Source organism: Streptomyces alanosinicus (genome assembly GCF_014650595.1).
Taxonomy (GTDB): Bacteria; Actinomycetota; Actinomycetes; order Streptomycetales; family Streptomycetaceae; genus Streptomyces; species Streptomyces alanosinicus.
The window spans coordinates 366,407-386,093 of the sequence record NZ_BMVG01000003.1; the positions used below are offsets into that span (position 1 = coordinate 366,407).

The 19,687-nt window shown below is 73.9% G+C and carries 20 protein-coding genes and 1 pseudogene; 15 read left to right on the forward strand and 6 right to left on the reverse strand.

What is annotated here, in order from left to right:
• Positions 1–2 precede the first annotated feature (2 nt).
• From IE277_RS10235 to IE277_RS10245, 3 genes are all read left to right on the forward strand, one after another.
• On the forward strand, positions 3–557 hold the full coding sequence (locus IE277_RS10235; RefSeq protein ID WP_229881177.1) for a YbhB/YbcL family Raf kinase inhibitor-like protein: 555 nt from the start codon (positions 3–5) through the stop codon (positions 555–557).
• Positions 558–710: 153 nt separating this feature from the next.
• Positions 711–983, forward strand: coding sequence for a hypothetical protein (locus tag IE277_RS10240; RefSeq protein WP_189950726.1), 273 nt, complete (start codon positions 711–713; stop codon positions 981–983).
• A gap of 330 nt (positions 984–1,313) precedes the next feature.
• Entirely contained in the window at positions 1,314–2,168 is an 855-nt protein-coding gene (locus IE277_RS10245) for a polysaccharide deacetylase family protein (RefSeq protein WP_189950728.1), read from the forward strand.
• A 109-nt stretch (positions 2,169–2,277) separates the two neighbouring features.
• On the opposite strand, the gene IE277_RS10250 is transcribed toward IE277_RS10245, so the two are convergent.
• Both IE277_RS10250 and IE277_RS10255 read right to left on the reverse strand, forming a co-directional pair.
• Positions 2,278–2,949 carry an ABC transporter gene (locus IE277_RS10250; RefSeq protein WP_189950730.1) on the reverse strand — a complete coding sequence of 224 codons (672 nt, stop codon included), beginning with the start codon at positions 2,947–2,949 and terminating at the stop codon, positions 2,278–2,280.
• Positions 2,946–3,851 (reverse strand): ABC transporter ATP-binding protein, encoded by a 906-nt coding sequence (locus IE277_RS10255; RefSeq protein WP_189950732.1) that lies wholly within the window; start codon positions 3,849–3,851, stop codon positions 2,946–2,948. The genes IE277_RS10250 and IE277_RS10255 overlap by 4 nt, the downstream gene beginning before the upstream one ends.
• 129 nt (positions 3,852–3,980) lie before the next feature.
• Here IE277_RS10255 and IE277_RS10260 point away from each other — a divergent pair, with 129 nt between their 5' ends.
• The 7 genes from IE277_RS10260 (at position 3,981) to IE277_RS10290 (ending at position 11,720) form a co-directional block, all read left to right on the forward strand.
• Positions 3,981–4,697, forward strand: coding sequence for an aminoacyl-tRNA hydrolase (locus IE277_RS10260; RefSeq protein WP_189950733.1), 717 nt, complete (start codon positions 3,981–3,983; stop codon positions 4,695–4,697).
• A 9-nt stretch (positions 4,698–4,706) separates the two neighbouring features.
• The gene (locus tag IE277_RS10265; protein WP_189950735.1) at positions 4,707–5,345 is read left to right on the forward strand and encodes a TetR/AcrR family transcriptional regulator; all 639 of its coding nucleotides are present in this window, start codon (positions 4,707–4,709) and stop codon (positions 5,343–5,345) included.
• 98 nt (positions 5,346–5,443) lie between these two features.
• Positions 5,444–6,061, forward strand: coding sequence for a TIGR03086 family metal-binding protein (locus IE277_RS10270; RefSeq protein ID WP_189950737.1), 618 nt, complete (start codon positions 5,444–5,446; stop codon positions 6,059–6,061).
• 127 nt (positions 6,062–6,188) lie between these two features.
• Positions 6,189–7,955, forward strand: coding sequence for an MbnB/TglH/ChrH family RiPP precursor modification enzyme (locus tag IE277_RS10275; RefSeq protein ID WP_189950739.1), 1,767 nt, complete (start codon positions 6,189–6,191; stop codon positions 7,953–7,955).
• 198 nt (positions 7,956–8,153) lie between these two features.
• Complete coding sequence (locus IE277_RS10280; protein WP_189950741.1) at positions 8,154–8,930, forward strand: DUF4142 domain-containing protein; 777 nt, start codon at positions 8,154–8,156, stop codon at positions 8,928–8,930.
• 137 nt (positions 8,931–9,067) lie between these two features.
• Positions 9,068–9,847, forward strand: coding sequence for a TIGR04222 domain-containing membrane protein (locus IE277_RS10285; protein ID WP_189950744.1), 780 nt, complete (start codon positions 9,068–9,070; stop codon positions 9,845–9,847).
• 193 nt (positions 9,848–10,040) lie between these two features.
• A complete protein-coding gene (locus IE277_RS10290; protein WP_189950745.1) occupies positions 10,041–11,720 on the forward strand; it encodes an alpha/beta hydrolase in 1,680 nt (559 codons plus the stop codon).
• Here the strand turns inward: IE277_RS10290 and hemQ are convergent.
• Together hemQ and hemG are read right to left on the reverse strand one after the other, a co-directional pair.
• Positions 11,669–12,400: a hydrogen peroxide-dependent heme synthase gene (hemQ, locus tag IE277_RS10295; RefSeq protein WP_189950747.1), complete on the reverse strand. Its 732-nt coding sequence runs from the start codon at positions 12,398–12,400 to the stop codon at positions 11,669–11,671. The genes IE277_RS10290 and hemQ overlap by 52 nt on opposite strands.
• Before the next feature lie 5 nt (positions 12,401–12,405).
• Positions 12,406–13,860: a protoporphyrinogen oxidase gene (gene hemG, locus IE277_RS10300; protein ID WP_189950749.1), complete on the reverse strand. Its 1,455-nt coding sequence runs from the start codon at positions 13,858–13,860 to the stop codon at positions 12,406–12,408.
• A 99-nt stretch (positions 13,861–13,959) separates the two neighbouring features.
• Between hemG and IE277_RS49445 the strand changes: the two genes are divergently transcribed.
• The 3 genes and pseudogenes from IE277_RS49445 to IE277_RS10315 all read left to right on the forward strand — a co-directional run bounded on the left by IE277_RS49445 (position 13,960) and on the right by IE277_RS10315 (position 16,235).
• Positions 13,960–14,406, forward strand: a complete 447-nt coding sequence (locus tag IE277_RS49445) for a DUF4349 domain-containing protein (RefSeq protein ID WP_189950750.1) — start codon at positions 13,960–13,962, stop codon at positions 14,404–14,406.
• Between the two features lie 173 nt (positions 14,407–14,579).
• A pseudogene (locus IE277_RS10310) lies at positions 14,580–14,807 on the forward strand (DUF4349 domain-containing protein); the annotation flags it as partial.
• Positions 14,808–14,840: 33 nt separating this feature from the next.
• A complete protein-coding gene (locus IE277_RS10315) occupies positions 14,841–16,235 on the forward strand; it encodes an FAD-dependent oxidoreductase (protein WP_189950970.1) in 1,395 nt (464 codons plus the stop codon).
• Between the two features lie 259 nt (positions 16,236–16,494).
• On the opposite strand, the gene IE277_RS10320 is transcribed toward IE277_RS10315, so the two are convergent.
• Positions 16,495–16,764, reverse strand: coding sequence for a hypothetical protein (locus IE277_RS10320; protein WP_229881180.1), 270 nt, complete (start codon positions 16,762–16,764; stop codon positions 16,495–16,497).
• A gap of 92 nt (positions 16,765–16,856) precedes the next feature.
• On the reverse strand, positions 16,857–17,924 hold the full coding sequence (gene hemE / locus IE277_RS10325; protein ID WP_189950753.1) for a uroporphyrinogen decarboxylase: 1,068 nt from the start codon (positions 17,922–17,924) through the stop codon (positions 16,857–16,859).
• 140 nt (positions 17,925–18,064) lie between these two features.
• Here hemE and IE277_RS10330 point away from each other — a divergent pair, with 140 nt between their 5' ends.
• A complete protein-coding gene (locus tag IE277_RS10330) occupies positions 18,065–18,742 on the forward strand; it encodes a DUF3000 domain-containing protein (protein ID WP_189950756.1) in 678 nt (225 codons plus the stop codon).
• A 281-nt stretch (positions 18,743–19,023) separates the two neighbouring features.
• The gene (locus tag IE277_RS10335; RefSeq protein ID WP_053655677.1) at positions 19,024–19,680 is read left to right on the forward strand and encodes a response regulator transcription factor; all 657 of its coding nucleotides are present in this window, start codon (positions 19,024–19,026) and stop codon (positions 19,678–19,680) included.
• The last annotated feature ends 7 nt before the right edge of the window (positions 19,681–19,687 follow it).

Consider the following 19,687-nt stretch of genomic DNA (forward strand, 5'->3'; position numbering starts at 1 on the left):
GGGTGACCGCTGTGAGCGGGGTGACGGCCGTGGCCGCGATGGCCCTCGTGACGGGCTGCGGGGACGGCGGCGGGCCGGCCGCCGCGCCCCCGACCGGCGCCGCCCAGCGGCTGACCGTCACCAGTCCCGCGTACGGCGACGGCGGCACCATCCCCCGGCGCCACACCTGCGACGGCACGGACGTGTCGCCCCCGCTGGCCCTCACCGCCGTACCCGCGCGCACGGCCGGGCTGGCCCTGGTGCTGCGGGACCCCGACGCCCCGCACGGCGCGTTCACGCACTGGCTGGTGTGGGACATCGACCCGCACACCCGGCAACTGCCCGCCGGGGAGCGTCCGCAGGGGGCGACCGAGGGCCGCAACGACTTCAAGAGGCCCGGCTACGGCGGCCCCTGCCCGCCGCGCGGAGACCGCCCCCACCACTATGTGCTCACGGTCTACGCCACCGACCGCCGGCTGTCGCTCGCCCCGGACGCCTCCGTCTCCGACCTGCTGCGAGCCCTGTCCGGGCACACCCTCGCCACGGGCTCGCTCACGGGCCGGTACGGCCGCGGTTAGCACCGCGCCCGGTGGACTCGCGAAGCGACTGCAGAACGAAGATTGATTTACGGCGCGTCGTTGTCCGTTTTGGGCGATTTTAATATTAATCTCCGTGTCTGTAAGAGGTCGATCTGCTGCAGACCGCTTCCACACTCACACCATGGAGATGACATGCACAGACTTCGCAAGGCTGCCGTGATGGTCGCCGCCGTCGGCACCATCGGGCTCATGACCAGTGGCACCGCCTTCGCCGGCGGCGAGCACGGCGGCCATGTGTGGCAAAGCTCCAACTGCAAGGACCACGACCTGAATCTCGACGTCATCGGCAACCTCGGCCTGCTCAACGGCCTGCTGGGCAATGCGCTGAACGGCGAGGGCGACCCGGGCGCCCAGAGCACCCACGTGGGCTCGGTCATGGGCTGCGACAACTCGGCCGGCCGGTAACAGGCCCCTCAGAACCCCTTGGCGGTGGCAGGCGGCGGCTGGACCGGCGTCCGGTGGGCCGGCCGGCCGCCCCACCGCCGACAAGGGAACGCGTGGTGACCGCACGTGCGCGCGGACAGGTCCGTGAGCGAGATCCGTAGGTGCGTGCGAGGTCCCCGCGTCGGCGACGGCAGCGGAGCGGCGGTGTGCTCTCCGCTGCCGTTCGCATGTCCGCACCGGCGAGCGCCGGGCAGACGGCGCGGACGGCCGGGGCCGCCGCGCGGGTGATCCCGACGCCGTGCCGCCGGGCATATCGACATACAAGCCGTCATTCAGTCCTACTTTCATACGGTGATCCCACGAGTACGTCGCATCACCGCCGTCTGTGCCCTGGGCGCGGCTCTCGCCGCCTGCGGCAGCCCCGACCCCGCGGGCCCCGCCCGCCCGGCCCCGGCCAAGTCCCCCGTCTCCGCCTCCCCCGCCGCCTCGCGCCCGCCGGTGCTGGCCCCGGGCCCCGGCGGTCTGACCCCGGTCTTCGAGCACGGCCCGCGCACCCTGGGCAAGACCGTCGCGCTGACCTTCGACGCCGACATGACCGCGGACCAGGGCCCCCGCGCGGCCGCCGGGGAGCACTTCGACAACCCCAGCCTGATCGGCGCCCTGCGGGAACTGAAGGTCCCGGCGACGGTCTTCATGACCGGCCGGTGGGCCGACGAGTACCCGACCGAGGCCCGCGGTCTCGGCCACGACCCGCAGTTCGAGGTCGCCAACCACTCCTACAGCCACTACGCGTTCACCGATGACTGCTACGGCCTGCCGAGGGTCGACGCGGGCAGGATGCGCTCGGACGTGGAGCGGGCGTACGCCTCCCTGCACCAGGCGGGCGTGCCGCACGCGCTGCCCTACTTCCGCTTCCCCGGCGGCTGTTACGACCAGCCCGCGCTGCGCGCGCTGAGCGGGCTCGGGGTGACCGCGGTGCAGTGGGACGTGGTGAGCGGCGACGCGTTCGCCACGGACGCCGACGCCGTCACCCAGCAGGTGCTGGACGGGGTGAAGCCCGGCTCGGTGGTCGTCATGCACTGCACGCGCAGCGCGGCCCCGACCACCGAGCGGGTCGTCCGCACGGTCGTACCGGAGTTGCGGGGGCGCGGCTACCGGTTCGTGAAGGTCTCCGAGTTGATCGGCGAGAGCACCGGGCACCGCTGAGCGGCGGGCGCCGGCCCGCCGCCCGCCGCCCACTGCCCATGCCGGCCGCCCGCTGCCCACTGCCGACTGCCCGCTGCCCACTGCCGACTGCCCGCTGCCCGCTGCCCGCTCAGGGGGAGCGGCGGTCGGTGAGCCGGGCGGCCGCGGCGAAGGCCGCCGCCGTGAGCAGGACCGCCCCCGCCAGGGGCAGCAGCGGCAGCGGCGCCCGGCCGGTCTGCGAACCGGTGACCAGGCCATGGACCGCGGCCTGCGCCGGGGAACCGGTGAGCACCACCGCGAACAGCGCGCCCAGCAGCATCGCGGGCACGGCACGGCCGGTGGAGCGCAGCAGCGGCCGGCTGGTGAGCGCGCCGACGGCCGCGCCGAGCAGCGCGCAGGTGAGCGTGGCCGGCAGTCCGGCGGCTCCGGCCCGCAGCGGGGCCACATGGACCCGGTGGCCGTTGCTCGCCGGATCGCTGATCAGCGTCACCACCAGGGTCGCCACCACCCCGAGCGTGACCGACGCCAGCAGGGCCGTCAGCAGACAGGCGAGGTGTGCGCGGGCGGGACCGCGCGCGGCGGCGACACAGGCGCGGGCCGCGTCCGGCTCGCCGGTGACACAGATCCGCACCAGCCAGGCGGCCACCGGGAGCAGGCCGGCGGCCGTGTAGCCGAGCGAGTCGAGAACGGGCTGGCCGCTCTGCACTCCGATCCCGAGGAACGCGACGTACAGGATCAGCGGCGGCAGCCAGCGCTGGGAGCGCGCCAGGAGGTCGGCCTGGTAGCGCAGGAGTGCGGTCATGGGCGGCTTCCGGGGTCGGCGGACGGGGTGAGGCCGGCGGACGGGTGGGGTGCGGCCTCGGCGGGCGGGGCGACGCTCACCACGTGCCAGGGCGGGCGGGCCGTGAGCAGAGCACGCAGAACGACGTCGGAGTGCGAGGCGGGAACGGCGAGACGGTGGCTGCCGGGCGCGGTCTCCTCGGCGGCGGCGACGGTCCGCGCCGCCTCGGGCGGCAGCTGCCCGCCGGCCGGCCCGCGGGCGATGATCAGCGTGAGCGGCCCCTGCGGCGAACTCCCTTCGCCCGTACGGAGCTTGAGGCCGCCGTCGCGCACCGCGTACGTCGCGTCCGGCGCCCCGGCCAGCCGGCGCGGGTCGTGGTCCACGAACACCACGGCACCCCCGGCTGCGGTCCGCTCGGCCACGGCCCGCTCCAGTTCGGCCCGCGCCGCCGCGTCCAGGCCGGTCCAGGCCTCGTCCAGCACCAGCAGCTCCGGATCCCCCAGCAGGGCCTGGGCGACGGCCACCTTCTGGCTGCTGCCCTTGGACAGCTGCGCCATGGGCGTACCGGCGTAGGCGCCGGCACCGAAGCGCTCCAGCCAGGTGCCCGCCGCGCGGCGTGCGGTCCCTCGACCCAGGCCGTGCACCGTGCCGAGGTGGGTGAGGTATCCGAGGGCGGTGAAAGGCAGCGCCGAGGGGAACCGCTCGGGTACGTATGCCGTACGGAGCCGGCCGGTGACGCGGCCCTCCGTCGGCGCGTCCAGGCGGGCGAGAAGGCGGAGCAGGGTGGACTTTCCGGTGCCGTTCGCTCCTTCTACGCGGGTCAGAGTGCCGGGCGCCAGCGCCAGGTCGAGGCCGCGCAGGACCCAGGGGCCGCGGATGCCGTAGCGCCGGCCCACGCCGGTCAGTCGTAGGTCACGTTGCATGGGGAGATTGTGTCCGGTCTCGCCGTAGGGGCTGATCACGAGTCTGATGTGCGGGACGTCGTGGGCGGGTCGCGTCCGTGCGGCGCAGCCGCGGAACACACAGCCCCGCGCCCCTTAAAGTTGGCTGGTGTGAGCCATGTTCCAGCCTCCCCCAGCGACAGTCCCTTCACCTCCGAGCGCAACCCTCGCGACGAAGCACCGCAGTTCGTGCTGCCCCTCGTCGTACGGATGGAACGCGGCGCGCCGCCCGCGCGTACCGATGCCCTGGAGACGGCCGCCCGCGCGGTGCTGGTGCTGCTCGGGGACGAGCGGGCACAGGGCGACGGTGAGTGGGCCGAGGCCGTGCGGAACTGGGAGGACGCGCGGATTCGCAAGGTCGTGCGGCGGGCCCGGGGTGCCGAGTGGCGGCGGGCCGAGGCGCTGCCCGGGATCACGGTGAGCGGCAAGTCCGCCGAGGTACGGGTCTTCGTGCCGATCCCGCTCGACGGCTGGCCCAAGGACCTCGCCAAGCTGCAGGTGTCGGGCACCGAGCTGGACGACCCCGAGCCGCCCGTCGCCGCGGATCCGACGCAGCCGGTGCTGTGGCTGAATCCGGAGCTGGAGATGTCGGCCGGGAAGGCGATGGCCCAGGCCGGGCACGGCGCCCAGCTGGCCTGGTGGGCGCTGTCCGACGCCGAGCGCACCGCGTGGCGGGACACGGGTTTCGCTCTCGCCGTCCGCACGGCCGACCCCGCCGACTGGCCCCGGCTGACCGGCAGCGGGCTGCCCGTGGTGCGCGACGCCGGCTTCACGGAGATCGCGCCGGGCTCCTGCACCGTCGTCGCCGGCCATCCCGCGCTGCGCTAGGAGAGGCGGATGACGCGGGTCGACGGGCGGGTCGAGCGGGGCAATCGCACCCGCCGGCTGGTGCTGCGCCGCACGGTGGACATCGCCTCGGTCGAGGGCCTGGAGGCGCTCACCGTCGGCCGGCTCGCAACCGAGCTGGAGCTGAGCAAGAGCGGGGTGTTCGCGCTCTTCGGCTCCAAGCAGGAACTGCAGCTGGCCACCGTGCGGGAGGCGGTGCGGATCTTCACGGAGCGGGTGATCCGGCCTGCGGCCGAGACCCCGGCCGGCCTCGGCCGGGTGTGCCGGCTGTGCGCGCTGTGGCTGGAGTACTCGCACGGCCGGGTCTTCCCGGGCGGCTGCTTCTTCTACGGCGCCATGGCCGAGTTCGACGCGCGCACCGGGCCCGTGCACGACGCCGTGGTCCGTGCGCAGCGCGACTGGTCGGCCCATGTCGAGCTCACGATCGAGGAGGCGCGTACGGCGGGCGAGCTGCGCGCCGGCACGGATGTCCCGCAACTCGCCTTCGAGCTGGTGGCGTTGCTGGAGACGGCGAACGCCCTGTCGGTCCTGCACGACGAGGAGAGCGTGTACCGCAGGGCCCGGACGGGTATCGCGGAACGGCTGCGCGCCGCAGCCGCGGACGGAGTCCCGCTCCCCCAAGTCCCCTGACCGGCAGCCTGGTTGAACCCATTCTCCCCTCCGACTACTCCTCCTCCGATCGCTCAAAATAATAAGCACGATCGTTCGCCTTGTTTTACGCTGAGGCCATGACTGTGACCGGAGCGGACTTCGTGGAACTCGATCGGATCGCCGTCGAGGAGGCCGTGCGCGTGGTGGACCTGGCCACGGCCGCGGACTGGGCGCGGGACACGCCCTGCGCGGGCTGGACCCTGCGCCGGCTCGTCGCGCACATGAGCGCGCAGCACGTCGGGTTCGCCGCCGCGGCACGCGGCGCGGGGCGGGAGCCGGAGTACTGGCGAGAACCCGAGGACATGAGCGAGCCCGCCCGTACCCATCGGTCGGCCGCCGCCGCGGTCTTGTCCGCCTTCGCCGAACCGGGCGCCACGGAGCGGGAGTTCACGCTGCCGGAACTGGGCGGCGGCTTCCCGGGCGGTCAGGCGGTCGGCTTCCACTTCGTCGACTACGTCGTGCACGCCTGGGACGTGGCCGCCACCCTCGGCAGCGCCGTGGAACTCCCCCAGCAGGTGCGCGTCGCCGCGCTCGCCGTGGCCCGTCAGGTGCCGACCGACCCGGCCCGGCGCGGCCCGGGGTCCGCCTTCGCCCCGGTGCTGGAGGTACCGGTGGGCTCCGGCCCGCTGGAGGAGGCGCTGTATCTGCTGGGCCGTGACCCGGGACGTTGGCCGGCGCGCCGCCGGACCCGCTGAACCTGCCGGACCCGCTGAACCTGCTGAACCTGCTGAACCTCAAATGTTGCTCTGAACACGCCACGAAGGCGGTTCGGGGCCGAGGGGCGGGGCCATACCCCCGTCATTCGACGGGAGGGGAGGAGCCATGCGGCGACTCGGCACGGGGATCGGCTGGCGGCCGGAGATCGCGGACGCCGTGGAGCGCATGCCGGGCATCGACTGGGTGGAGGTCGTGGCGGAGAACGTCTGCCCCGGCCACCTCCCCCAGTCGCTGCTGCGGCTGCGCGAGCGCGGGGTGACCGTGATCCCGCACGGCGTCTCCCTCGGGCTGGGCGGCGCCGACCGCCCCGACGAGGACCGGCTGAGCTCGCTCGCGGAACGCGCCGAGGCCCTCGGTTCCCCGCTGGTCACCGAGCACATCGCGTTCGTCCGCGCGGGCGGCCCGCTCACCGCCTCCCCGCGCCTGGAGGCCGGGCATCTGCTGCCGGTGCCGCGCACCAGGGACGCGCTGGACGTGCTGTGCGAGAACGTACGCATCGCCCAGGACGTCCTTCCCGTGCCGCTCGCCCTGGAGAACATCGCCGCGCTGTTCTCCTGGCCGGGCGAGGAGCTGACCGAGGGGCAGTTCCTGTCCGAGCTGGTCGAGCGCACCGGCGTACGGCTGCTGATCGACGTGGCCAACCTGCACACCAACCACGTCAACCGGGGCGAGGACCCGGCTGAGGCACTGGCCGCGCTGCCCGTGGAGGCGATCGCCTACGTCCATGTCGCGGGCGGCTTCGAGCGCGACGGCGTCTGGCACGACAGCCATGCACACCCCGTGCCGCGCCCGGTCCTCGACATCCTCACCGACCTCGCCTCCCGCACCACCCCGCCCGGCGTCCTGCTGGAACGCGACGAGAACTTCCCCGACCCGACCGAGCTGGAGCAAGAGCTCACCATGATCCGGACCGCGATCCACACCGGCCGCGAGCGCGCCGCCGGGGGGCCGCGGGGGGCTGGAGCGGGTGCCGAGGGTTCGCGTGGGGCCGCAGGGGCGGCCGCCGAGCCGGTGGATGGCGGGGGCGCCGGCCTGACAGGCGGAGAGACCGCCGAGCCGGCGAACGCAGGGGGCGCCAGGCCGACGAGCAGGGCGGCCGCCGAGCCGGTGGATGGCGGGGGCACGGCGCCGACAGACGGCGAGGGCGCCGAGCTCGCGAGCGGACGGGATGCCAGGCCGACGAGCAGGGCGGTCACCGACCCGGTGAACGGCACGACCGCGTGGACGGCAGGCGAAGAAGCCGACGAGCCGGCAGGCGGACGGGGCGCCGGGGCGGCGAGCGGGGCGAGCGCCGGGCCGGCAGGCGCAGGGGGTGTCCGGACGGGCACGGGTCCGGCGGGCGGCGTAGGCGCACCGGCGGGCGACGCGGGCGCAGGCCCGGCCGATGGCGCGGGCGCAGGCCCGGCAGGCGGGGATGCCGGGGTGCTTGCGCCGTCGGGGGTCCGGGGGCGGGAGCGGGTCGGGGTTGCGCAGGCTGCCGTGCTGTCCTCGCTGGTGGCCGGGACGCCGGTGCCGGAGGGCTTCGACCGGGTCCGGATGGGGGTGCAGGCGCGGGCGCTCGCGGCGAAGCGGGCGGACGTTGTGGCGAAGGTCGCACCGGAGCTGCCGGTGATCCTCGGCGACGGGTACCGCGCGGCGTTCCTCGACTACGCGCGGGAGCGGCCCATGAGCGGGGGCTACCGCCAGGATGCCCTGACCTTCGCCGCGCATCTGCTCAAGGCCGGCCCGTCCACGGACACGGGCACGGGCACAGACACGGGCACCCACCGTGCCCTGCGCGCGTGGTGGCTGGACCGAGCCGGCCCGGCCCCCAGGTCCGGCGGGCGGGTGGCCCGCGCGACACGGCGGGTACTGCTGCGGCACCGGGGCTGAGCCGGGGCCGCCGGCGCGCACGGCAAGCCGTCGGCGGCCCTGCGTATCCCATCTCCCATCCCGCCACCTGCGCCGACGCACCGCAGCGAAACAGCCACCCTGCGTATGGGCCACAGCCTCCGCCGCGAACGCGAAGTAATATGCCGCCCGCACCCACCCCCCAGGCACACTCGCGTGCGGTGCGCTACAGGAGGCGCCATGCGACCCCGACCCCCGATCAAGGGCCGAGGCATATTCAGCGGCACAGGCCTCGTCATCGCGGCCCTCGCGGCGACCGCGTCGGCGCTGCTCTACCCGCTCTGGTCCTACGCCGGCCACCAGGACGCGGCCGACGCGACCGCGGCCGTACTGAGCGCACAGACCGTGACGACCCCCTACGGTCCGCTGTCCACGCAGGACCGCGACTTCATCACCAAGGTCCGGCTGGCGGACCTCTGGGAGCTGCCCGCCGGCGAACTGGCGGAGCACAAGGGCACCACCGCGGCCGTCCGCACGGCGGGCCAGCACCTGGTCGACGGACACACCTCGCTGGACGCCCACGTCCGCACCGTCGCCACCCAGCTCGGCACCCCGCTGCCCAACGAGCCGAACACGCAGCAGACGCAGTGGCTGGACACCCTGACCGCGACACAGGGCGAGGACTTCGACCGCACGTTCGCCGGCATCCTGCGGCTCGCGCACGGCCGGGTGTACACACTGGCCGCGCAGGTCCGGGCCGACACCCAGAACTCCCTGGTCCGCGATCTCGCCGACGACACCAACGCGACCGTCCTGGACCACATCAAGGTCATGGAGGCGACGGGGTACGTCGACTTCGCCGCGCTCGCGAAGGAGCTGGCCGCCTCCCCCACCCCCGTGGCGGCCCCGCCGGCCGTCGCCCCGAGCGCCGCCGTGCCCGTCATGCCGTCACCGAGCGACTCGTACTCCATGCCGCCGGCCACCGCCAGCCCGCCGCCGGCCACGAGCAGCCCCTGACCGGGCCCGAACCGCCCCGCCCCGACCTGGCCTGGCCTGGCCCGGGCGGGAAACGGAACGTCACAGGCCGCTAACACTGTGTCCGGATGATGAACAGGGCATGGCGTCCGACCAGACCTCTGGCATAGAAACTTGTCATGTTCTGGGTCCTTCTCCTCTTCCTGGCCTGGGCCTTCGCCGGTACGGCGTGCACCCGGCTGTGCCTGACGGCGGCCCGTACGGCCGCCCTGGACGCGGATACCGCGCCGGCGGACCCCGGGCGCGGTCTGACGCTGTACGAGGCGGCCTTCCTCTCCGGCGGGCCCGCCCGGGTCGCCGATGTGACCTTGGTCTCCATGGCCCGCCAGCGGCGCCTGCTGCTCGCGCACACCGGCTGGGCCACGGTGGTCGACCCACGGGGACGCGACGAGATCGAGCAGTCCGTCATAGGGGCCATAGGCCCGGACGGACAGTCGCGGATCGCGCCGGTGCGCGCCCGGGCGGCCGGCACCGAGGCCGTACGGCGGCTCGCCGACCGGCTGGTGCACGCCGGTCTCGCCGTCCCCGACGGCGCCGGCGGCACCGTGGGGGCCGCCGTCCGCCAGGTGCGCGCCGCCGCGCTCGCCGTGGCCGCCCTCGGTGCGACCGCGCTGCTGCTGCCCGTGCAGACCGGCACACCGCGGCTGCTGGTCGGTCTGTGGTTCGCCCTGCCCCTCACACTGTCGCTGAGCTGCCTGGCCATCGCCCGGTTCGAGGTGCACCCGTACTCGCGCTGGGCCTCTCCGGCCGGGCAGCGGCTGCTGGGCGCGCTCGCCCGCAGGCCGGCCGGCGACGAGCGGTCGCTTCTCACCACGGTCGCCGTACGCGGGATCCGCGCGATCGGCGAGCCGCAGCTGCGCGCCGCCTTCGCCCATCGCGACCAGCCCTGGCGGGAGTGACACGAAGCCCTGGCGGGAGTGACACGACCGGCTCGGGCGGGAGTGTCGGGACGGCTTCGGGGGCGCATCGGGGGCATTGACGACGACACCGGCCGGACGGTGCTTGCCTTCACCCACGGCCGTACGAAATATCCCTTTTGTTGTCGCCGGGCGTGGCAGTCATGCCATCGCCGCCGCACCGAAGGGATACGCCATGAGAGCTGCCGCTCTGTATTCGGCCGCCGGGACCCTGCTCCTGACCACCCTGGCCGCGGCCCCGGCGGGCGGCGTGCCCGCCGCCGGAGCGCCAGGCAGCGGCCCCGGCGCGGCCGAGCTGCGCGGCACCGAGGTGGCCGCGGCCCGCGCCCACGCGACCGGCATCGCCTTCGGCGCGTGTTCCGCCGCCGAGGTGCCGAAGGCACCGAGCGCCGTGCGCTGCGGCACGGTGACCGTCCCGCTCGACTACGCCCACCCGAACGGCCGGCAGATCAAGCTGACCGTCAGCCGGGGCCCGGCGACCCAGAAGGACCCGCGCAACAGCAAGCGGAAGGTTCCCCGGCAGGGCGCCCTCGTCTACAACCCGGGCGGCCCCGGCGCGTCCAGCATGTTCTTCCCGCTGGTCGCCGCGGTCCCGGAGTGGCAGCGCATCGCCTCCGCCTACGACCTGGTCGGCTACGCCCCGCGCGGTGTGGGCCGTTCGGCGCCGCTGTCCTGCCAGGATCCCAAGCGCTTCGTCGCGGCGCCCACCGCGTCGCCGACGCACCCCTCGGAGTCGTACAAGCAGCAGCGGATCGCCCAGGCCAAGGCGTACGCGCACGGCTGCGCCCAGCACGCCGGCAGCACACTGCCCTTCTACACCTCGCTGAACAACGCCCGGGACCTGGACGTCCTGCGGGCCGCGCTGGGCGAGGACCGGCTGACGTTCATGGGGGCGTCGTACGGCACCTACTTCGGCGCGATGTACGCGACGATGTTCCCCAGCCATGTACGGCGCATGGTGCTGGACGCGGCGGTCGATCCGGACCCGGAGAAGATCTGGTACCGCAACAACCTGGAGCAGTCGGCCGCGTTCGAGGAGCGCTGGGCGGACTTCCGGGACTGGATCGCCCGGCACGACGACGTCTACCGGCTCGGTGACACCGCCGAGAAGGTGCAGCGCGGCTACGACACCGCGCGCAAGCGGCTGGCCGGCAAGGCTGCCGGCGGAACGGTCGGTCCCGGCCAGTTGCAGAGCACGCTGCTGAAGGCCGCCTACTCCGACGCCTACTGGCCGAGCCGGGCCCAGGCCCTGTCCGCGTATCTGCACGGCGACCCGAAGCCGCTGGTGGAGATGGCGGCGCCGAGCCCGAAGGCGGCCGCGGAGGCGGAGAACCTCAACGCGGTCTACACGGCCGTGGAGTGCAACGACGCGCCCTGGCCGACGGACTGGAAGGTGTGGGACCGGGACAACACCCGACTCGCCCGGATGGCCCCCTTCGAGACCTGGGACAACGCGTGGATGAACCTGCCGTGCGCCTACTGGCCGGCGCCCCGCCAGCAGCCGCTGGACGTACGGACCGGGCGGGGTGAACTGCCGACGGTGCTGATCCTGGCGGCCGAGCGGGACGCGGCGGCGCCGTACCCGGGCGCGCTGGAGATGAACCGGCGGCTGGCCGGCTCGGTGCTGGTGACCGAGCGGGACGCCGGCACGCACGGCATCGGGGGCGGCCCCAACAAGTGCGTCGGCGGCCACCTCGACGCCTACCTCCTGGAGGGCCGGGTCCCCGGGCGGCGCGCGTCGTGCGCGCCGCACGAGTTGCCTTCGGCGGCTGCGCCGGCGAAGGCGTCGCCCCGGCAGGGGGTTCAGGCCAGGCCGGCCACCAGGTCCGCGATGTCCTTGCGGCGGCCCGTGTAGAACGGGATCTCCTCGCGGACGTGCCTGCGGGCCTCGGAGGCGCGCAGGTGGCGCATGAGGTCGACGATGCGGTAGAGCTCGTCGGCCTCGAAGGCCAGGATCCACTCGTAGTCGCCGAGGGAGAACGAGGCGACCGTGTTGGCGCGCACGTCCGGGTAGCCGCGGGCCATCTTGCCGTGGTCGGCGAGCATACGGCGGCGGTCCTCGTCGGGCAGCAGATACCAGTCGTAGGAGCGCACGAACGGGTAGACGCTGACGTAGTTGCGGGGCGTCTCGTCGGCGAGGAACGCCGGGATGTGCGAGCGGTTGAACTCGGCCGGGCGGTGCAGCGCCATGTTCGACCACACGGGCGTCAGGGCGCGGCCCAGCTTGGTGCGGCGGAAGAGGTTGTACGCCTCCTGGAGCTGGTCGCTGGTCTCGGCGTGCCACCAGATCATGAGGTCGGCGTCGGCGCGCAGACCGGAGACGTCGTAGGTGCCGCGGATCGTCACGTCCTTGGCGGCGAGCTGGTCGAACAGCTCCTGGACCTCGTCGGCGTAACCCGCGCGGTCCTCCGGCAGCGCGTCCTTCAGCTTGAAGACCGACCAGAGGGTGTAGCGGATGACCTCGTTGAGGTCCTTGGCCAGCTTGCCCTTGTTCGGGATCTTGCCGGACGGGGTGATGGGGGCGTCGTCACTCATGGTCCCTATTCTCCTGCTCCGCCGTGAAGGCTGTGCACCGGGTTGGCCGCAAGCGCCCGGATTCCGCTCAGGTCGCCGTCCAGCTGGTCCGCCGCCGCGTACGCGCTCGCGATGCAGGCGGGGATGCCGACGCCGTCGTACTGCGCGCCGCACACCGCGAGCCCGGGGAGCCTCGCGACGTGCTCGCGGATGCGGGCCACGCGCGCGTGATGCCCGACCGGGTACTGGGGCAGGCCGTCGGTCCAGCGGGTGACCCGGGTAGCGAGGGGCTCGGCGTCCAGGCCGGTGGCCTCCCGCAGGTCGTGGCGGGAGACGTCGACCAGGGCGGCGTCGTCCCGCTGGAGGATCTCCGTCTCGCCGTGGCGGCCCACGGAGGTGCGCAGCACGAGCACGTCCGGGTCCTCCTCGGCGATCCAGCCCCACTTGTGGGAGGCGAACGTGGACGCCTTGATGGTGCGGCCGTCGACGGGCGGGACGAGGAAGCCGCTGCCTTCGGGGAGGGTGAGTCCGCGGCGGCGGTAGGCGAGGGTGACCAGCGCCATCGACGCGTACTCGACGGCGGCGAGCTCGGCGGCGGCCTGCGGGGACTCCTCGCGCAGCAGCCGCGCGGCGGCCGGGGCGGGAACGGCGACGACCACGGCGTCGGCGTGCAGCACACGCTCTCCGGCGGCGATCCGCCAGCCGCCGGCGGCCTCGACGCGCAGCTCGGTGGCCGGTGTCCCGGTGAGGATCTCGCCGCCGCGCGCCCGGACGGAGCCGGCGACAGCGAGCGGCAGGGTGCCCACACCGCCCTCGATGCCCATGAACACCGGGCCGGTCTGCTGCCCTGCGGCCGCCTTCGCCTGGATCTCGCGGACCCCCTCGGTGAGAGAGGCGTGGGTGCGGGCGGCCTGGAAGAGCTGGGGGACGGCCGAGCGCATCGAGATGCGGTACGCGTCGCCCGCGTACACCCCGCCGAGCAGGGGCTCGACCAGGCGGTCGACGACCTCGCGGCCGAGGCGGGCGGCCACGTACTCCCCCACGGCCACGTCGTCGCCGACCTCGGTGCGGGGCAGGTCGGCGTCGCGCTCGATGCGGGCGAGGCCCTCCTCGGACAGCACGCCGGCGAGCGCGGCGGCGGTGCCGGGCACGCCCATCACATGGCCCTTGGGCATGGGGCGCAGGGCGCCGCGGGTCCAGATCGAGGCGGACGCGGTGGCCGGCGGCTGCAGGCGCCCGTCGAGGCCGACCTCGCGCGCGAGGGCCACTGCCTCGGGGCGGCGGGCGAGCATCGACTCGGCGCCCAGGTCGACCCGCACGCCGGCGATCTCGCCGGGCAGCAGCTTGCCGCCGACCCGGTCCGCGGCCTCCAGCACGGTCACGCGCGCGCTGCGTCCGAGCAGCCGGTGGGCGGCGGCCAGCCCGGCGATTCCGGCTCCGATGACGACGACATGCCCTGTACGCGAACCCGTTGCGCTCATGTCCCCCACTCTCTCAGACCCCACTGACACTCCCGCCAGGGCCCGAAGTACTCCGCGTACTCCGCTGCCGCGGCCCGGGGATCGCGGCGAGTCCGGACCGTGACCGCTTCGCGACCCCGGACGCCAAACGTCCCCGCCCGCCCCGCCGTCGTAGGACCGTCACAGCTCACCGTCCCCGGGGGTACCGCCCATGCGCACGCCAGGTTCCGTACGACGTTCCGTGCGACCGCCGAGAGCGCGGGCGGCTACGTCGGCCAGGAGGACACGAGCCGGGACGCCGACGGCCATGAGCACACCCGGGTCGTGCTGCGGGTGCCCGGCGCGTGGTACGACGAGGTCCTCACCGGCCTCCAGGGCACGGGCCGGGTGATGGACCGCACCGCCAGGGCGGAGGACGTCACCGACCAGGTGGTCGACGTGGACAGCCGCGTCAGGTCGCAGCGGGCCGGCGTCGACCGGATCCGCGCGCTTATGAACCGGGCGGACCAGGGCCTGTCCGGCGGATCAGGTCGCGGGAAAGTGACGGTGCCTCATCGGCGCAGGTGAGCGGGGGGCGGAGCGTCCAGCTGCAAGGCGGAGGAGGGAGTCGACGCGATGGGGGTGCCCCCGCGCGAGCGAAGTCGAGCGTGGGAGAGTCGGCGACCGACGACAACGCCGCAGATGGGCGTGCCGACCCCCGCGTCCGCGACAGGATCCGCCGGACAGGCCCTGGCTGAGCGATGTCGCTGTCCGGGACGCCGGTGCGGAAGGCGGCCCATGGCGACTCCCCCGGCATCGGGGACGCGCCGGCGGGTGGCTGGCATGTGTTCGTCACCGGGCTGCGCTGGATCGCCCTCGCGCTCGGCGCCGCCCTGCCGTTCGTGGCGTTCGCGGCCCTGCTCGCGCTGGTGTGGCTGCGGGTCGTACGCCCCCGGCTGCCGCGGCGTGGGGAGGCCAGCAGGGACTGAAATGCCGTGGCCCCGTAGCGTGTTCCCATGACCATGACCATGAGTGGTGGGCAGGGTGGGACGGAACGGCTGGTCGTGATCGGCGCGGACGCCGCGGGCATGTCCGCGGCGTCGCAGGCACGCAGGCTCAAGGGGACCGGAGAACTGGAGATCGTCGCCTTCGAACGCGGCCACTTCACCTCCTTCTCGGCCTGCGGCATCCCCTACTGGGTGGGCGGCGACGTCCCCGAACGGGACGACCTGATCGCCCGCACCCCCGAGGAACACCGCGCACGGGGAATCGATCTGCGGCTGCGCACCGAGGTCACGGAGATCGATGTGCCCGGACGGCGGGTACGCGCGCGTGATGTCGATTCCGGCGCCGAGTCCTGGACGCCGTACGACAAGCTCGTCATCGCGACCGGGGCGCGCCCGGTCCGTCCCGACCTGCCGGGCGCGGACGCTCCCGGGGTGCATGGCGTGCAGACCCTGGACGACGGCCAGGCCCTGCTGGAGACACTGGCACGCACGCGTGGTCGCAGGGCCGTGGTCGTGGGCGCCGGCTACATCGGTGTGGAGATGGCGGAAGCGCTGATCCACCGCGGTTTCGAGGTGACGGTCGTCAACCGCGGCAAGGAGCCCATGTCGACGCTCGATCCGGACATGGGCCGACTGGTGCACGAGGCCATGGAGGGCCTCGGCATCACCATGGTGAACGACGCCGAGGTCACCAAGATCCTCACCGGTGCGGACGGCCGGGCCCGCGCGGTCGCCACCCAGGACGCCGAGTACCCCGCCGACGTGGTGGTCCTCGGCATCGGGGTCCGCCCGGAGACCGCGCTCGCCGGGGCGGCGGGCCTGCCGCTCGGCGCGCACGGCGGTCTGCTCACCGACCTCGCGATGCGGGTGCGCGGACATGAGGACATCTGGGCGGGCGGCGACTGCGTGGAGGTGCAGAACCTGGTCTCCGGCCAGGAGCAGTACGTCCCGCTCGGCACCCATGCCAACAAGCACGGCCAGGTCATCGGCAGCAACGTCGGCGGCGGTTACGCCACCTTCCCCGGCGTGGTCGGCACGGCGGTCAGCAAGGTCTGCGACCTGGAGATCGCCCGCACCGGCCTGCGCGAGAAGGACGCCGACCGGGTGGGCCTGCGGTACGAGACCGTCACCATCGAGTCCACCAGCCGCGCCGGCTACTACCCCGGTGCCTCCCCGATGACGGTCAAGATGCTCGCCGAGCGCCGCACGGGCCGGCTGCTGGGCGTCCAGATCGTCGGCAGGGAGGGCGCCGCGAAGCGGGTCGACATCGCCGCGGTCGCGCTGACCGCGCGGCTGACGGTGGAACAGATGACGGCCCTGGACCTGGGCTACGCCCCGCCGTTCTCCCCGGTGTGGGACCCGGTCCTGGTGGCGGCGAGAAGGGCCGCGTCGAAGGTCCGGGCAAGGTGACCGGCCCCAAGGGACGCGGCACACCCCGCGACGCGGCTAGGGCCTGTCCGGCGGATCAGGTCGCGGGAAAGTGACGGTGCCTCATCGGCGCAGGTGAGCGGGGGGCGGTGCGTCCAGCTGCAAGGCGGAGGAGGGAGTCGACGCGATGAGGGTCCCCCCGCGCGAGCGGAGTCGAGCGTGGGGGAGTCGGCGACCGACGACAACGCCGCAGATGGGCGCACCGCCCCCCGCGTCCGCGACAGGATCCGCCGGACAGGCCCTAAGCCGTCCCGCTGATCCGCGGCAGAGCGGAGACGGCGGCCGGCTGCTCCCCGGCGGGCTTCGCATGCGTGGCGGACGGCCGGGTGGACCGCAGCCGGTAGCTCACGGCCTCGTCCAGGGTCACGGGCCGCTGCATCTGCGCGGCGAGCCGGCCGGCCTCCTGGCCGAGCCGCGCGACATCCTCCCAGGGGATCCGTACCACCAGCGCCAGCTCGGCCTCGCCGTCGGGGAGCGCCTGCATCGCCTGCGCCTGCGGAGCGTTCGTCATCGCCTGTCCTCACGTCGGTTGAGAACACATACGCGCGCCCGGCTCCGGGCGTTCACCGATGCGCCGGCCGCCGGCCCCGCACGCCGGGCGGGTCAGCGGGCGGTCGCGGTGTGGACGTAGTCCACGAGGCGGGTCAGCGCGTCCGGGTCGGTGTTCGGCATGACGCCGTGGCCGAGGTTGAAGACATGGCCGTCCAGGCCGGCGGCCGCGTCCAGCACCTCGCGGGCCCTGCGCTCGACGGTGTCCTTGTCGGTGAACAGGACCGTCGGGTCGAGGTTGCCCTGCAGCGCCTTGCCGGGCCCGACGCGGTGCACCGCCTCGTCCAGCGGGACGCGGTAGTCGACGCCGACGACGTCCGCGCCGGCCTCGCCCATGAGCTTCAGCAGCTCACCGGTGCCGACACCGAAGTGGATGCGCGGGACGCCGTAGCCGGCGACGGCGTCGAAGACCTTCGCGGAGGCCGGCATGACCGAGCGCCGGTAGTCGGCCGGGGCGAGGGCGCCGACCCAGGAGTCGAACAGCTGGACCGCGCTGGCGCCGGCCTCGATCTGCACCTTCAGGAAGGCGGCCGTGATGTCGGCGAGGCGGTCCAGCAGGTCGGCCCACAGCTCGGGGTCGCCGTACATCATCGCCTTGGCGTTCTCGTACGTGCGAGAGGGGCCGCCCTCGACGAGGTAGCTCGCGAGGGTGAAAGGCGCGCCCGCGAAACCGATCAGCGGGGTGGCGCCCAGCTCCTTGGTGAGCAGGCCGATCGCCTCGGTGACGTAGGAGACGTCCTCGGGCGTGAGGTCGCGCAGCCGGGCCAGGTCGGCGCGGGTGCGGATGGGCTCGTCGACGACCGGGCCGATGCCGGGCTTGATGTCGAGGCCGAGGCCGATGGCCTTCAGCGGGACGACGATGTCGCTGTAGTAGATCGCCGCGTCCACGTCGTGCCGGCGCACCGGCTGCAGTGTGATCTCGGTGACCAGCTCGGGCCGCGTGCAGGACTCCAGCATGGGGACGCCCTCGCGCACCTTGCGGTACTCGGGCAGGGAGCGGCCGGCCTGACGCATGAACCACACCGGCGTGTGCGGCACGGGCTCGCGCCTGCACGCCTTCAGGAAGGCGCTGTCGTAGGTCGCTGTCGGCTGCGGGCCCGTCGGGCTGTCATTGGCGGTCACGGGCCAAGTTTCGCATGCCCTCCGCACCGGGCTCACCCGGTGTGGGGGTTGCCGTCGAGGCGGCTCGCCCGCCCGCGGCCGCGCGCCTCGTCGTGGTGTCTTGCCTGCACGAAGGCCCCGTTCCCCTTACTCTTCCCCGCATGGCTGCGGCTCACGGACAAAGGTCGGACAGTGCTGACGGATTGGACGACGTGAAGGACACCGAGGAGGCTGACCGGCGCTCCGGCACCGGGGGGCCGCCCGCTTTCCGGGCCGCGGTCGACGCCCTGCGCAGCACCCGGCTTCGGCCGCAGGTCGAGGTGGAGCCCACGCCCGCCCCGCAGCGGCTCGCCCCGCACGCGTACGCGCTGGAGGCCGTGGTGGTCGACGGCGACCAGGAGCTGGCCGACGGCCGGCTGGTGCTGCTGCACGACCCGGCGGGCCATGACGCCTGGCAGGGCACGTTCCGGCTGGTGACCTTGGTGCGCGCGGAGCTGGAGCCGGAGATGGCGGCCGATCCGCTGCTGCCCGAGGTGTGCTGGTCATGGCTGACCGGGGCGCTGCAGGCGCGGGGGCTCGGTTACGGCGAGCCGAGCGGCACCATCACGCGCGCGAGTTCGCACTACTTCGGCGGGCTGGCCGAGCGGCCGCCCGCCTCGCAGATCGAGATCCGGGCGTCCTGGACGCCCCGCGAGGGCCTCGGCGGAGTACCGGACACGGCCTCCCATCTGGCCTCCTGGTGCGATCTGCTCGCGCAGGTCGCGGGGCTGCCGCCGGCCGGTCCGGGGGACGCCTCGGTGGTGACGCTGCCGCAGCGCAGGGGCCCGCAGCCGCAGTGAGCCGGCCGCCGGTCAAGGGTGGGGTCCCCCGCATGGGCCCCTTATTGACCATCCCTTTGTCGATACGGCCACTTTCCGACCCGAATCGCATCCGCTCGGACCGACTCGATCTTCGGATGATCGATCGCGTGTCCGAATTGCGCAGATTGTTACTCACTAGATCGTGATCATTCTCTAAAGGCGGACGAGTTTGCTGCCGAAGACGACTGTGACCTTGAAAGCACGGTTCGTCCCGGCTTCCTCCCCACAAGCCGGCCCCGTCCCCCCACCCAGGAGGCCTGGTGTCCGTTCTCCTCGAGCAGCCCGCAAGCCTGGTCGCCTACCGCCCGAACAAGCCGACCGCCATGGTGGTCGTGGCCGACCCGCGCGTCCGCTCCACCGTCACCCGCCATCTGTGGGCGCTCGGCGTGCGCGATGTCATCGAGGCCTCGTCCATCGCGGAGGCTCGTCCCCGCATCGGCAACCCGCGCGACATCTGTGTCGCCGACGTCCACCTGCCCGACGGCTCCGGCCTGACCCTGCTGTCCGAGACCCGCGCCGCGGGCTGGCCCAACGGGCTGGCGCTGTCCGCCGCCGACGACATCGGCGCCGTGCGCAACGCCCTGGCCGGCGGGGTCAAGGGCTACGTCGTCACCGGCACCCGCACCAATATCGGCCTGCCCTCCCGGCCCGGGGCCGCCCCCCTCGGCGCCGCCCGTATGCACCGCCGCCCCCCGGGTGCCCCGAGTCACCCGGGCGGCTACCGCGAGCTGTCCGGGCGCGAGGTCGAGGTGCTGCGGCTGGTCGCGGAGGGGCAGTCGAACAAGGCGATCGGCGTCTCCATGGGCCTGTCCGCCCTGACCGTCAAGAGCCACCTCGCCCGGATCGCCCGCAAACTGGGCACGGGCGACCGGGCCGGCATGGTGGCCGTGGCGCTGCGCACCGGAATCATCCACTGAGCCACTG